18 protein-coding genes are annotated in these 12,623 nt (G+C 70.5%); 5 read left to right on the top strand and 13 right to left on the bottom strand.

Translation table 11 applies throughout. The features are described from left to right. Window positions 1-185: 185 nt before the first annotated feature. Window positions 186-1,250 carry an endonuclease/exonuclease/phosphatase family protein gene (locus ACQEV2_RS11875; protein WP_433039306.1) on the top strand — a complete coding sequence of 355 codons (1,065 nt, stop codon included), beginning with the start codon at window positions 186-188 and terminating at the stop codon, window positions 1,248-1,250. Between the two features lie 309 nt (window positions 1,251-1,559). Here ACQEV2_RS11875 and ACQEV2_RS11870 read toward each other — a convergent pair whose 3' ends face one another. From ACQEV2_RS11870 to ACQEV2_RS11840, 7 genes are all read right to left on the bottom strand, one after another. Further along, window positions 1,560-1,862 (bottom strand): hypothetical protein, encoded by a 303-nt coding sequence (locus tag ACQEV2_RS11870; protein ID WP_433039305.1) that lies wholly within the window; start codon window positions 1,860-1,862, stop codon window positions 1,560-1,562. Next, window positions 1,828-2,574 (bottom strand): hypothetical protein, encoded by a 747-nt coding sequence (locus ACQEV2_RS11865; protein ID WP_433039304.1) that lies wholly within the window; start codon window positions 2,572-2,574, stop codon window positions 1,828-1,830. The genes ACQEV2_RS11870 and ACQEV2_RS11865 overlap by 35 nt, the downstream gene beginning before the upstream one ends. Before the next feature lie 41 nt (window positions 2,575-2,615). Continuing rightward, on the bottom strand, window positions 2,616-3,056 hold the full coding sequence (locus tag ACQEV2_RS11860) for a hypothetical protein (RefSeq protein ID WP_433039303.1): 441 nt from the start codon (window positions 3,054-3,056) through the stop codon (window positions 2,616-2,618). A 143-nt stretch (window positions 3,057-3,199) separates the two neighbouring features. Next, window positions 3,200-5,008, bottom strand: coding sequence for a DNA primase family protein (locus ACQEV2_RS11855; protein ID WP_433039302.1), 1,809 nt, complete (start codon window positions 5,006-5,008; stop codon window positions 3,200-3,202). Further along, on the bottom strand, window positions 5,005-5,268 hold the full coding sequence (locus ACQEV2_RS11850; RefSeq protein ID WP_433039301.1) for a hypothetical protein: 264 nt from the start codon (window positions 5,266-5,268) through the stop codon (window positions 5,005-5,007). The genes ACQEV2_RS11855 and ACQEV2_RS11850 overlap by 4 nt, the downstream gene beginning before the upstream one ends. Then, window positions 5,265-5,405 carry a hypothetical protein gene (locus ACQEV2_RS11845; RefSeq protein ID WP_433039300.1) on the bottom strand — a complete coding sequence of 47 codons (141 nt, stop codon included), beginning with the start codon at window positions 5,403-5,405 and terminating at the stop codon, window positions 5,265-5,267. The genes ACQEV2_RS11850 and ACQEV2_RS11845 overlap by 4 nt, the downstream gene beginning before the upstream one ends. A 113-nt stretch (window positions 5,406-5,518) precedes the next feature. After that, the gene (locus tag ACQEV2_RS11840) at window positions 5,519-5,716 is read right to left on the bottom strand and encodes a hypothetical protein (protein ID WP_433039299.1); all 198 of its coding nucleotides are present in this window, start codon (window positions 5,714-5,716) and stop codon (window positions 5,519-5,521) included. A gap of 291 nt (window positions 5,717-6,007) precedes the next feature. On the opposite strand from ACQEV2_RS11840, the gene ACQEV2_RS11835 reads away from it, so the two are divergent. The 4 genes from ACQEV2_RS11835 to ACQEV2_RS11820 all read left to right on the top strand — a co-directional run bounded on the left by ACQEV2_RS11835 (window position 6,008) and on the right by ACQEV2_RS11820 (window position 8,219). Then, complete coding sequence (locus ACQEV2_RS11835; protein ID WP_433039298.1) at window positions 6,008-7,054, top strand: C40 family peptidase; 1,047 nt, start codon at window positions 6,008-6,010, stop codon at window positions 7,052-7,054. A gap of 240 nt (window positions 7,055-7,294) precedes the next feature. Next, a complete protein-coding gene (locus ACQEV2_RS11830) occupies window positions 7,295-7,645 on the top strand; it encodes a hypothetical protein (RefSeq protein WP_433039297.1) in 351 nt (116 codons plus the stop codon). A gap of 1 nt (window position 7,646) precedes the next feature. Further along, a complete protein-coding gene (locus tag ACQEV2_RS11825; RefSeq protein WP_433039296.1) occupies window positions 7,647-7,850 on the top strand; it encodes a hypothetical protein in 204 nt (67 codons plus the stop codon). Window positions 7,851-7,919: 69 nt separating this feature from the next. After that, window positions 7,920-8,219, top strand: coding sequence for a hypothetical protein (locus ACQEV2_RS11820; protein ID WP_433039295.1), 300 nt, complete (start codon window positions 7,920-7,922; stop codon window positions 8,217-8,219). Window positions 8,220-8,265: 46 nt separating this feature from the next. Here the strand turns inward: ACQEV2_RS11820 and ACQEV2_RS11815 are convergent, their stop codons facing one another. From ACQEV2_RS11815 to ACQEV2_RS11790, 6 genes are all read right to left on the bottom strand, one after another. Continuing rightward, window positions 8,266-8,424 (bottom strand): hypothetical protein, encoded by a 159-nt coding sequence (locus tag ACQEV2_RS11815; RefSeq protein ID WP_387728376.1) that lies wholly within the window; start codon window positions 8,422-8,424, stop codon window positions 8,266-8,268. Continuing rightward, window positions 8,421-9,332, bottom strand: coding sequence for a protein transporter Sec31 (locus tag ACQEV2_RS11810; RefSeq protein ID WP_433039294.1), 912 nt, complete (start codon window positions 9,330-9,332; stop codon window positions 8,421-8,423). The genes ACQEV2_RS11815 and ACQEV2_RS11810 overlap by 4 nt, the downstream gene beginning before the upstream one ends. Then, window positions 9,329-10,549: a hypothetical protein gene (locus ACQEV2_RS11805; RefSeq protein WP_433039293.1), complete on the bottom strand. Its 1,221-nt coding sequence runs from the start codon at window positions 10,547-10,549 to the stop codon at window positions 9,329-9,331. Before ACQEV2_RS11805 ends, ACQEV2_RS11810 begins: the two co-directional genes overlap by 4 nt. Next, a complete protein-coding gene (locus ACQEV2_RS11800; protein ID WP_387728370.1) occupies window positions 10,546-10,764 on the bottom strand; it encodes a helix-turn-helix transcriptional regulator in 219 nt (72 codons plus the stop codon). The genes ACQEV2_RS11805 and ACQEV2_RS11800 overlap by 4 nt, the downstream gene beginning before the upstream one ends. A 200-nt stretch (window positions 10,765-10,964) precedes the next feature. Next, window positions 10,965-11,813, bottom strand: coding sequence for a helix-turn-helix domain-containing protein (locus ACQEV2_RS11795; protein ID WP_433039292.1), 849 nt, complete (start codon window positions 11,811-11,813; stop codon window positions 10,965-10,967). A gap of 18 nt (window positions 11,814-11,831) precedes the next feature. Further along, window positions 11,832-12,575, bottom strand: coding sequence for a DUF6879 family protein (locus tag ACQEV2_RS11790; RefSeq protein WP_433039291.1), 744 nt, complete (start codon window positions 12,573-12,575; stop codon window positions 11,832-11,834). Window positions 12,576-12,623: the final 48 nt, after the last annotated feature.

The following is a 12,623-nucleotide window of genomic DNA, read 5'->3' as shown; positions in this document are numbered from 1 at the left end:
GCATGTGCGCGTTTCGTCACAGAGCGCGCTTTCCCTCACCGTGACCGGAACTCCTGAAGGTGACTTGTACGTCCTCGCCCCCGTACGGCCGTCATGAGGACGGCAGGAACGGAGCCGATCATCCCCTAGGGTTTCTTTGGGCGCGGGGGGACGACGGAGTGCACGGCAGGTAGTGAGGCGACGGTATGGCGCAGCAGGCGTACGTGACGGAGACGGACAACGGAAGCTCGGGGCCCGAGCGCCGGGATTCCGGGCTTCGGCGCCTGACGGAACGCCTGAGGAACAACCGCCTGGTCGCGGGCTGGCGCGGCGACCCGCGCATCTGGCGGCGCGGCATCGTGCTGGCCGCCCTCGCGGTGATCCTCGCCCTGGTGATGCTGCTGCACGCGCAGATCCCGAACCGGATCGGCAACCTCGGCAGCCTCACGGAGACGTTCCTGCCGTGGCTCGGCCTGTTCGTCCCGCTGCTGCTCCTGCTGGCCCTGGTCCGCAGGTCCGCGACCGCCCTCATCGCCGTGCTGCTCCCGGCGATCGTGTGGCTGAACCTCTTCGGCGGCCTCCTCGTCGACCGGACCGGCCCCGGCGGCGACCTCACGGTGGCCACGCACAACGTCAACGCCGACAACACCGATCCGTCCGGCACCGCCCGGGACGTGGCCGCGTCCGGCGCGGACGTGCTCGCCCTGGAGGAGCTGACGGCCGCGGCGGTGCCGACGTACGAGAAGGCACTGGCGTCGACGTACAAGTACCACTCGGTGCAGGGCACCGTCGGGCTGTGGAGCAAGTACCCGCTGAGCGGGGTCAAGCCCGTGGACATCAAGCTGGGCTGGACGCGCGCCATGCGGGCCGTGGTGACCACGCCGTCCGGGCAGGTCGCGGTGTACGTCGCCCACCTGCCGTCGGTGCGGGTGAAGATGGAGGCCGGGTTCACCGCCCGGCAGCGCGACAAGAGCGCCAACGCGCTGGGCGAGGCCATCGCCGACGAGCCCGTGGAGAAGGTGGTCCTGCTCGGCGACCTGAACGGCACGATGAACGACCGCGCGCTCAACGCCGTCACCGCCCAGATGCGCTCCACGCAGGGCGCCTCGGGCAGCGGGTTCGGGTTCAGCTGGCCGGCGTCGTTCCCGATGGCGCGGATCGACCAGATCATGGTGCGGGGCGTGGAGCCGGAGAGCTCCTGGACGCTGCCGGAGACGGGCAGCGACCACCTTCCGGTGGCTGCTCGTGTGAAGGTCGACACGTCCTCGTAACCAGAGGGAATACTGGGACTGAGAGCCTTTGTTCCGGAACTGAACATAAGGTGGATCCGGACTACCGCTCTCCCTCGAAAGGCACGGCTCTCTTCATGCCCCTGGCCCTGCTCGCCCTGGCCGTCGGCGCCTTCGGCATAGGTACCACCGAGGTAGTAATTCGCACGTAGGTACACGGAGTGTAGCGGGAAGCGATCAAGGAACGCCCAGCTCAGGGAGCCTTCCTTTCTAAGGCAGGGTGCGACCTGGAGACGGCCGCCGACAGGGCCGAAAACTACGATCTGTAGCCGGAGAACCGTTATCGACTCTTTACCGTCGGCGCAGGTCGTTCAGCGCTCCCCAGTTGCCGGAGTCGTGCACGGAGGACGCACGGTCGATCTTGCGACTCATGGAAGCGGTCCGCAGCCGGGCGCGCAGCTCCGGCGGCCAGGTGGCGATGGCCTCCGCGTCCGGGTCGGCCGGGACAGGCTCGGCCGCCGGGCGGGCCGGGGGCTCCGGGCGGGACAGGCGCCGCAGGGCGCCCTTGAGCCGCTGAATCTCCGCCGCTGCACCCGGCTGGCCGGGGTCGGCCGCCAGCTCACGCAACCGTCGCTTGATCGTCTTCCGGTCCATCGTCGTCCTCCTCGTCGAGCAGATCTCCGAACTCGTCCTGGATCTTCGCCAGTTCCGCCAGCACGGCGTCAGCGCTGTCCGGCTCGCGGTAGCGCGGAGGGGCATCGTCCGCCCTGCCACCGGACGAGCCCGGCGGCAGGGCGAGTTGCGGCCGGGGTGCCTCCGGCGCCGGGCCGGGGGCCTCGCCGTCTTCGGCCTTGAGCGCGCGCCCGGCGACCTCCAGCGCGTACGACTTGAGCTTGGCCCGGTAGGCGCCATCCAGGTCGGGCAGGGCGGCCGTGACGGCGTCCACGGCGGCGATGATGGCGACGACGGACGTCTCGACCTCCTCCTCCAACCGGCGCTCCAGGGCGATGGTCATCGCCTCGGGGGCGTCCGCGCCCCGTAGCTTGCGGCGGGACTCGTTGATGCGGATCAGCCGGTCGACCGCCTTGAGCTTGGCGTCGGTGTCCTCAGCCTTGGCCATGATCGCGAACACGCGCTTCCACAGGGCGGACAGCTCCGCCTCGCGCAGGGCCACGTACTCCTCGGCGGGCGGGCCGATGCGGGCGGCCACCTCTTCCGTCAGGATCTCGTGCACTCGGGTCTGGCTGAGCCCCACCTCAGCGGCGATCTGCCGTTCGGTCAGCCCGGCCACCTTGAGGTTGAAGATCTTCGCGTTGCGGTCGGCGTGGGCCGCCGGGTTGGGCCGGGCCTGGGGCGGTGCGCCCATGATTGCTCCTCAGTGATCGGGCCCTATGGGGCGGGTGGGGCTCATGCGGCGTGAGCCGGCAAAGACCTCACCGGACAAGCAGGGTGGTGACAGGGCGGCCCGCACATGCCCGGGGCGCACAGCGGCTCACCCATGCACGTGGTGACCTCACGCCATGACCCAGAGGCGCCGGGCCGGTCCATGGTGTAGTTCACGACGGCCAGCCACGCCCGGCCCTCGTACTCGACGGCGTCCCCGGCGGCGTAGGCGCCCGCGTTGTACCACTGACTGCGCCACCGGGACGGGGCGGTCGGCGCCGGGGACGCCGGGGTGTTGAAGCGGAAGCCCGAGGGGGCCCGGCCGGGCAGCCGGGTCGATGCCCGGGTGATGTGCCAGGCGTCGCAGGCTCCGCAGAACTGGACCGTCGAGGCTCCGGGGTGGCAGCCGAGGGCCGCCAAGGCGTTCGCCTCGGAGGTGTAGCAGTTGCGTCCGCAGGGGCGCATGATCGGTCTCCATTCTCGATCTTGGAGGCCGGGCTGTTCGGGCTGTTTCCCTCTTACTGTTAGAGGTTCAGCGGTTTGAGCTGTGGCTTTGTATCCCCGGGCTTAGAGGGATAGAGCCGGAACAGCCCGAACAGCCCGCCGGACTACTCAAATGGGTCGATATCGCCCTTCCGGACCACGTTGAGCCCCCTGGAGCGGGCCGTTCCGACCCGCACTTCGGCCACCCCCGGGCAGTTTCGGAGTCGGGCCATGAGGGTGTTCCGGCCCATGAAGTGCCCGCCGTTGTCCTCGGCCCACTTCTTGAACCACCGGTGGACGTCCGCCGGGATCGCGCCCCGGCCGGGCTGTGTGGTGGTGGTCAGCTCTTCGTCGAACCACTGCCGCACCCTGTCCGAGCGGGTCTCGAACTCCGCCTGCACTTCGGCCTGCGTCGCGTCGTACCGGCCCCCGCGCAGGTTCATCCGCTGCCAGGCCCGCACCCAGCGCACGAGGATGCCCGGCAGCTCGTCGTGCATCTTGCGCTCGATCTCGGGGTCCTCCCGGCCTGCGAACGACAGCCCGAACCGGAAGGGCTTCACGCGCTCCGTGTACGCCCGGGATGCCTCGCTCACCTGCGGCAGCTCGTTCGCGCTGAAGGCGAACAGGGCCCTGTTGGTGAACTGGAACCGGCCGCCGTACTTGCGCTCAGCGTCGATCACGTCTTCGCCGGTGAGCATCTTGAACAGCGACGTGTCGCTGACGTCCTTGCCGGACAGGTCGGCCGCCGCGTTGAGGATCTTGCCGTAGATGCTCGCCGCCACGAACCGGTTCTCGCTGAGTTGGTGCAGGGTGACGGCGGAGATGTTCTCCCGGCCCGCCACGGCCTCCATCAGGCGCAGGAAGGTCGACTTGCCCGACCGGCTGGGGCCGTACAGGAACAGCGCCTTCGGCGGCGTGCGCGACGGATCGAGCATCGTACTGGCGACCTCCTCCAGGTCGCTGACCTGGTTGGGGCACACTTCGGTCAGCCACGCCTCGTAGCCGGGGCACGGCGCCTCCGGGTCCCAGGAGACGGGGAGTTGAGCCGTCGACAGGTACTCCGGCCCGTGCGGGTGCAGCTCACCCGTGCGCAGGTCGAGCATCCCGTTCGCCAGGTTCACGATCGGCTCCGCCGTCCGCTCCGGGAGCTGGATGCCCTGGGTGTAGAGCTTCGCCTGAACCTTCTGCTCCGCCGTCGTCAGGTGGCCCGGCCGGTGCTGCTCACCCAGCCGTTCCGACACAGCCGCCGCGAACCCCATGCCGTCCAGCCGGTAGACGCCGTCCCGGTACAGCGCCACCCGGCCCTCAGCAGTCAGGGCGGCCGGGTGGTCGTCCATGACGGCCTTGGCCAGCGTGTCGGCCAGCAGCGCGCCGGACGCGTCGAAGAACCGCGACTTCCGCTGTGGGGGCCTCTTGGGGAGCCTCGGGGCGGCGGCCTCCACGATCCGGACGAGGTACGGGGTGCGCTTGTCCTCGGGCCGCCGGGCCATGACGTCGTCCAGCCCGTCGGTGCCCCGAGCCCCGGCGAGCTTGGCCAGCCGGACCGAATCCGCGCCCTCGGCCGCCAGCGCGTCCCGCAGGCCCTCGGCCGCATCCCAGACGTGGTGGTTGGTGGTGACGTCCTTGTCGAACAGCAGGACCACGTCCTGTCCTTCGGCCCAGAGGAGGTCAGCACCCGACCAGCCCCAGCAGCCGTTGAGCCCTATCACGCCCCACTCGGTCGGAGCCGACAGGACCGCCTGACGCGACTGGAGGCAGCCCTCCACCACGAGCGTTGGGTGCCCCGGCTGCGCCGTCCGGAAGTGCCACAGCATCGGCTCGGCGCCGGACTGGTTGACGTACTTGACCGGCTCGCCGTCCTCGTTGGTCACCGGTTCGTCCGGCCGGACGACGTACGACACCCGGTCGTCGAGGTCATGCGCCGTGAAGATCATGCCCCGGCTGCGTACCAGCGACCGGGGACGTCCGGCGGGAGGTCGCTCAGGTCGTAGAGGGGGCTGATTCCCAGCTCGGCCGCACGCTCCACGGGAATTCCGGACCGCTCCAGCTTGGCCCGGCTGGCATCCGTGAACGGCTTTTCGCAATTCATCGAATCGGTTATTTCGTCGGACGCTGGGGTACGCTCTCCGTAGACGTTGGCGGCGTCCTCTTCGATTGCCGGGGTTCCCAGGCCCCGGCTTTCGTTTGCGCTCATTCCTGCACACCCCCTGCCGGGGCGAGCAGCCGTCGCACCTTGGCGATCACTACGTCGGGCGCCGGAGCGCGATTGACCCGTGCCTGAATTTCCTCGTCCAGCGTCGGTCGGTCCTTCACCGGCATTTCCTGGGCCATCTCTGGGCCCCTTTCCACACTGGTTGCCTCGCGCCTCCTTTCCGTGGTCTTTGGTCAGGTGCTGTGCCGGTCGGTAGACGCCTTGCCCGTCCGGCGGGTGGTGCTCGGTCCGGCTACGCGGCCGGGCCCGTCAGTGCTTCAACCTCGCGACGCAGCCGCTTGGCCTCGGTCTCCAGCGTGTTGGCCCGCTCCAGCGTCAGCTCCGCGTCCAGGCGTTCCGCCTCTTCGGTGCGGCCGTAGCGCAGGGCGATGGCCCGGCGACCCTTGAGGGACCGCTCGGCGGCCGACATCGGGACCTTGGGAATGGGCATGATCTCCTCCCGGAAAGCAAAAGGAACCCGCGCCCCTTGTGGGGCTGGGTTCCTTGGTCTGCTTACAACCTACCCCGGGTGCGAGGTTCAGCAAACCGTCTGGGCACCGGGCGCCGAAGTTTGTAGGTTCCTATTTATCTTCATCTACTTAATTCGTGTACGCGCTTTTACGCGCGATTACTCACGGGGGTACACGAGGGCGCAAAGGGGGCGCACCCCAGTCATGATCCCCATTCTTTGGAGTGCGCCCGCACCTCCATTATGCTCCTTTTAAAAGCCGGGAGGCGCGCAATGGATTTCCTCACCATTTCCCAGGCGGCGGACCGCCTGAACACGACGACGCAGGCGGCGTACGACGCCCTGAAACGCGGCGACCTGGAGCGCGTGCCCGGCGAGGGGATCATCCTGCTCACCGGGGCGTCGGTGGACGCCTTCGCCCGGCGTCGGCGCAGCCGGGCCGCCTCGGGCCTCACCCCGGCCACGGCCGCGCAGTACCTGGCCGATCACCTCCGTCCGCCGCCCGAGCCCCTGACCGTGGACGGCCGCAGCATCGCCACCGGCGAGAAGCCCACGCCGCCTGCTCCGCTCACGCGGGAGGAGCTGCGCACCCGGCGGGACAGGGCGCTGGCCCAGATGCCCGCCCTGCGTGCGATCTTCAGCGCTGACGTACTGGACGCGGTCCTCCTGCCAGACGGCGCCGGGTGCCGGTGGTGCGCGTCGGACGTCCCGGCGGACGAGGTGTTCGCCGCCCGAGGCGAGGCCACCTTCGGCCTGCTGTTCGGCATGGAGCCCTGTGCCCGGGACATCGCCCGCTGGGATGACCAGGTAGCCGCCACAGAGCGGCGCCGGGCCGCCGCCCGCGCGGCCAGCGACCAGACAGCGGCGGACGGCCGTATGCGGGCGGATGCGCTGCGCTTCGCTGAGTTGAAGATCGGTGCGCCCTACGCCGACGACGCCGACGGCCCGCTCAGCTTCGACTGCGCCGGGCTCATCCGCTGGGCCTACGCGCAGGCGGCCGGGGTGCTCGTGCCCCGGCTGAACCTGCCTCTCATCGACGCCGGGCAGCGGGTGGAGCTGGACGGCCTGGAGCCGGGGGACGTCGTGCTCAACCGCCTGGCCACGCATGCGGGCCTGTACGCCGGGAACGGCCGGGTGCTGCACGCGGTCGAGGGCGGGGTGCAGTACACGTCCCTGGAGGGCTTCACGGACGGCGTGAGGCTGTCCCGGCCGGGCCTGGTGGCCTCGGGCGCGGAGACCGTTGACAGCGGCTCTCTCGCCGCTCTGACGGCTCTCGCGGCACTGCGGGCCGCCGCTGACGAGATGGGGCTGACGTCGTGAGCGCCCGGTACCGGTGGCCCCGGCCGGGGGCCGAACTCTCCCCCGCTACTCGCGCGTTGACGCTGCTCCAGGGCAACGGGGACACCGGCATGACTCCAGCGTCGGTCGGGGTGGTGCTGGGGCTGCCCGCCGGGCAGGCCCGGCGCCTCCTTGAGACGCTCGTCCGTCGGGGACGCGCCGTCCGCGTAGACGACAACTACCGGGCCGCTCCAACTGACGAGACTCCGGGAGGCGTTGACCATGTCCGGTGAACTGGACGCACAGCAGGCCGCCATCGTCGCCGCCGGGCGCGCGGCGCTGGCCGACATCCAGCAGGCGTCCGGCGAAGCGACGGCGGCCGTGGTGCGGGTGATCGAGGCGCAGACGGGCGTCACCCTCGCTGCTCCGCCCGGCCCGTCGATCATGGACGCAACCCGTCAGCAGCTCATGGACGCCGACCGCCGGGCGCGAGCCGCCGTGGCCGCGATGGACATCGTCCTGCGCCAGTGGCACTGGGGCGACGCGCAGACCCTCGGTCAGCTCATGCCCGACCTGCCGGAGCACGTCCGTGAGGCCGTGGCGGATCACCTCGTACAGGCGGGGCAGAGCTGACGTGGGCGGCGGGGTCGACAGCATCAGTCCGTTCCTGCGCGCCAGGGCGCTGCGTCACATCCAGACCAACCCCGGCCGCACCGCCGACGAGCTGACGGCGATGCTGTCGGTGTACGACCGCAGCCTGTTCGGCGGGGCACTGCGGAGCCTGCGGGAGTGCTGCCAGGTCCGCGTGGACGGCGACGGCCGGGTCTGGCCCGCCTGAGCTGGGGCGACTCCTTGCCGGCCGATATAGCTAAATCACTCTCCGCCTGGACGGCTACGCTCGGCAGACATGAGCACAATCAGCGGCCCGGCGACGGCCGTTACCGACGCGGGCGAAGCGCCCGTCTCCGTCAGCCTCCGGCAGGTGCCCGACGGCATCCGCAACCCGTACTGGTCCGGCACGATGACCCTCCGCTCCGTAGAGGTGTGGCGGGAGATCGACAGGACTCGGCAGCTCCGTCTGCGACTCCCCGACGGGCAGGAAGGCCCGTTCGACGTCCAGGACGGAGTGGGCATGCCACCGACCGACGCGAGGCCCGCCACGTTCCGCATCACCCGGAACGACGGCGAGTCCTTCACAACCGGCTGACGACAGAGCCCCGCCGGGCGTACCCGGCGGGGCTCGTGTCTGTGCGTCAGAGGGACCCGAGGATGTTGGTCGCCGTGGTCCCGAGTTCGCCGAAGCCACCCATCAGTACGACCGTCGCCGCGATGGCGATCAGGGCGGGGACGCGGTGCTGCTTGGCTGCGGCCACGAGGACCACCAGAGCGATCAGTGCACCGAACTGGATCATGCGTAGCCACCTTCCGTCCGCACGAGGCGGACCATGCGCTTGACAGTCTCGGGGTTGGCGCCGGGCAGCGCCTCCACGACGGCCGCCGGATCTGTGGTGCCGGACTCGTACAGGGCGCGGACCCGGTCCTTGACGGATCCGGATTCCGGATCCGTCCGGGCGGATCCGGATCCGGCGGACTGGGCGGTCCGGATCCGCTCCGCCGTGCCCTCCATCTCGGTCCTCAGCCGGTCCTCCGTCAGGCCGTCGGTGGCCGGGGTGCGCCACTCCAGCGCGGTGACGGATCCGGATCCGTCCAGGGCGGAAGTCTCCTCCCGGATCCGCGCCCGGGTGCGGTGGAGCTGTCGCCGGACGGCGACGGTGGCCATCTCGGCGTGGACCTCGGCGCGCTCGGCGGCGGCCCACTGTGCGGACGCCGGGTCCAGCTCCGCCCCCGTGGCCCGCATGACGACGTGCCAGAAGCCCTTGGCCACAAGGCTGACGGCGGCCCCCGCCAGACCCACCCCGAGGGAGCCGCTGACGGAGCCGTGAGCGGCGATCAGGCCCATGGACAGTGCCAGGGCCGCCCACCCCGCCCGGCGGGGCGTACGGGCGCGCTCCGGGTCGTAGCGGTTGATCCACTCCAGCACCAGGCAGCCGATCCATGCGGCGTCGAACACGAACGCAATCAGGTACGCGACCCACACGGGGGAGGTCAGCGCGAGCAGTCCGCCGATGGCCACTGTGGACCACACGACCGCCCCCAGGACGATGAGTCCGGCGAGCGCCGTGACCGCCTGGAGCGCCTGTGCGTCACGGTCCGCCGGGGGCACCGGCACGTCGATCGAGTACGTCTCGGTGACGTCGTGGGTCTTGCCGTCGATGGTCTTGGGCACCGTCCTTGTGCGGTGCTCACTCCGGGTCTTCACTGGGAGGTCCCTTCTTCCTGAGCAGGGGGGAGGGCGAAGCCGTCCGGGGTCGCTTCGACCTGGCCCCGGGCGGCGAGTTGGGTGATCTTGCGGTGGACCGAGCCCGGGTTGCGGCCGGTAGCGCGGGCGATCTCCCGCACGCCCGCCGGGCCCCCGAGCAGCGCGCGTTCGATCTCCTCCGCGAACAGGTCCGTGCGGGTGTTGCCTGTTGCGTGTTGCGTGGGTCCGCCCAGGTCAAAGGCGTGTGCAACGGGCGCAACGTCCTTGTGCAGGTCCACGGGCGGGGCGAACTCGGGGGCGGTGTACGGGCCCTGGCGCTCCAGGGCGGCCAGGCGTCCGGCCGACAGCCACAGGCCGTACACCACCCGGGGCGCGGACATGGCCCGTACGGGCGTCCAGATGAGCATCTGGCCCGAGCGCATCAGGCGGTGCGGAGCCCACCCGGCGGCCACCAGCTCCTTGAGCGCGACGCGCGCGGCCTCTTCGGTCTGGAGCTGGTGGACGAGCTTGGCGCTGAACTGGTCGCGGATCTCGCTCGGGACGCTGTCGGTCTTGGGGTCCTGGAGCCCGAACCACAGGTGCACGCCGAGTTCCCGGCCGGTCTGGATGACCGTCACGAGGTCGCGCATACCGGCGGCCGACAGCATGTTGAGGAGCCGGGACTCGTCCATGATGATCGCGAGGTGCGGAGGCTCGGCCATGAGCGCTCGGGCGGGCAGCTCCCGGGTCACCAGGTCCCGCAGCCGGGCCTCGATCGCCTCCATGGTGTCGAGCACCGGAGCCTTGCCCCGGTAGGCCCGGACTGAGGCGCCCCACTTGCCGTCCCAAGCCTCAAGCGACCAGGAGGAGTTGGACAGGGCCCAGGCCGCGAGCACCCGCAGCGCCGACGACTTCCCGGACCCCGTGAAGCCGACGACCATGATGTGCTGATCCGGCCGGATCCGCTCGTACCGGCCGAGAAATCCCCGGCGGGCGATGCGGACCGTGGGGCGGATCCGGCTGTCCGGCGTCCAGCGGAACAGCCGGGCCAGCGCGGCATCCGGCAGGACGGCGTGCAGACGCTGCGCGAGGGTCCGGCGGGCGGCCTCACGCTCCTTGGCGGCCTGTCCGGCGACGATGGCCCGGCGGGCGTCGCGGGTGGCCTTCCACAGCCGGTAGCGGTACCGGAGGTAGAACCAGGCCCCGGCGGCAGCGGCCAGGCAGAGAACGACGGTCACGCGGACGCACCCCCGTCCGCCTCCAGGTAGCGGATGAGGTCGGCGGTGCGCACCTTCTGACGGCCCACCACCCGCAGCACGGGCACGGGGAACTCACCCCGGGCGGCGAGGGTGAAGGCGGTGGTACGGCCGATGCCCAGTGCGCGGGCCGCCTGAGCGAGTGTGACGAGGGCGGGCCAGGTGCGGACCTCGTCCAGGGTTGCTGGTTCGCCCATGGGGCGCCTCCGGGTTCGGGACATGACCCGGCCCAGAAACGCGACGACCACGGACCCGCGTTCTGGTCCGTGGTCTGTGGTCTTTGCTCCTCCCAGAGTACGCCCGAGTACGGCTCAGTTCCAGGGAGTTCGGGGGCGTACAGCACCCAATCTGAACTGGGCGGACTCCTTTAGCTAAATCAGCCGGCAGTGGGCCCTCGTCACACGTTGAGCGCCCGGCGGGCGTCAGTGATGAGCCGGTGCGCGTCGGCCCCGTACACGGCCGACTCCCGCAGGGTGTTCCAGGTGCGGAGGTAGGTGCTCACGCTGGCCTCGTCCTCCACCCACAGCTCGGAGTGCCACGTCTCCACGATTACGCGGCTGTCGTCGTAGACCCAGAAGGCCGTGGCGGGCGGGATCTTGAGCGAGGCGCTGAGCGGGACGATGCCGAGTTCGACCGTGTCCAGGCCGACGGCGCCGGACAGCCGGTCGAGCTGCGCCGCCAGCACCGACGGCGGACAGACCAAGGCGCGCAGCGCGGCCTCCCACAGGAGCAGGTGGAAGCGCTTGGAGGGGTCGTACAGGGCTTCCTGCCGCTTGATGCGGGAGCGGACGGCTTCCTCCGTGTCCCGGGGCGACTGCTGGAGTTCGGCGTACCGGGCGAAGATCGACCGGGCGTAGTCGGGGGTCTGGAGGATGCCGAAGATGATGGACGACTCCCAGCCCCGGAACACGGAGGCGTCACCGTGTGCGGCGAGGTGTGTGTCCTGCACGGGCTTGTGTCCGGAGGCGAGCTGCCGCCGCCATGAGCGGATGTGTGACTCGAACCCCCGTAGCCGGGCGAGTAGTTCGTCGTAGGCGTCCGGCTGGCCGGTGCCGTCGGCCCAGGCGCGGAGGTCGTCAGGCGTGGCGGTCTGACGGCCGTTCTCCAGCTTGCTCACCTTGGGCTGCGGCCAGCCGAGGCGCCGGGCGAGTGCGGAACCGGTGAGCCGACCGTCCGGCGCCGTGAGCCTCAGCTCACGCAGCCGGATACCGAGCGCCTCGCGCGCCTGCTGGTAGTCGGTGGTCACCGGTTCCGCTCCTTGGCCCTACAGGTTCGCCGCGAAGGCGTCGTACGGCACGGCGTAGTGCTGCGCGGCGTCGCGCACCTGTGCGTACCGGTTGACCTCCACCGGCTCCGTGATCAGCTCCACGTTCACCAGGTTGTCGGCGTCGTCGAAGTTGAGCCGGGCCACCAGCCGGGAGTCGAACAGCCAGAAGTCCTCTGCGGGGAGCTGGAGGCGTTCGGCGTCGGTGCGCCAGAGCTGCCGGATGTCCTCGCCGACGGAGCTGTTCCGCCGGGCGTTGTCGAGCAGGTAGAGCTGGCCCGGGGTGGGCGGGCTGTCGACGACGCGTACGCGCTCGAACCGCTTGCCGAGCGCCACCTGTTCACGGCGCTCGGCGCACCACTCGGCGTCCTTGCCCTCCCAGTCGACGGGCTCGCCCCGGAGGAACTGCGCGTAGGTGTCGGTCACCTCGTCGGAGGCGTACCGGCGGCGGCTCTCCAGCCGCCAGGCCGTGTGCTGGAACTGAGTGAACAGCCGGTCGAACTCATCCAGGCCGATGATGTTCGGCACGCGTGTGACCTCCTTGGGGCCGAAGTCGACGAGCAGTTCGCGCGGGACGACGATAGGCACCTCGCCCTCTCCGAGGTGCCGCAGGCGGGCGATGTCGTCAGGGTCGGTGAGCGCCGGTCCGTGAATGATGACCTCGCCGGTGTCGAGGTCTTCGTGGACGGCCGGGCAGCCGTTCACGCCACTGCCCGTGCCGTTGAAGCGCAGCCGTCGCGCCATGATCGGTTCCTTTCGCCGGGTACTGGTGCCCTCATGATCAGCGTGCTC

Origin of the sequence: Streptomyces sp. CA-251387, assembly GCF_050936625.1 — a bacterium.
Taxonomy (GTDB): domain Bacteria; phylum Actinomycetota; class Actinomycetes; order Streptomycetales; family Streptomycetaceae; genus Streptomyces.
The sequence above is the reverse complement of the archived record's forward strand: the minus strand, read 5'-3'. Positions and strand labels throughout refer to the sequence as shown.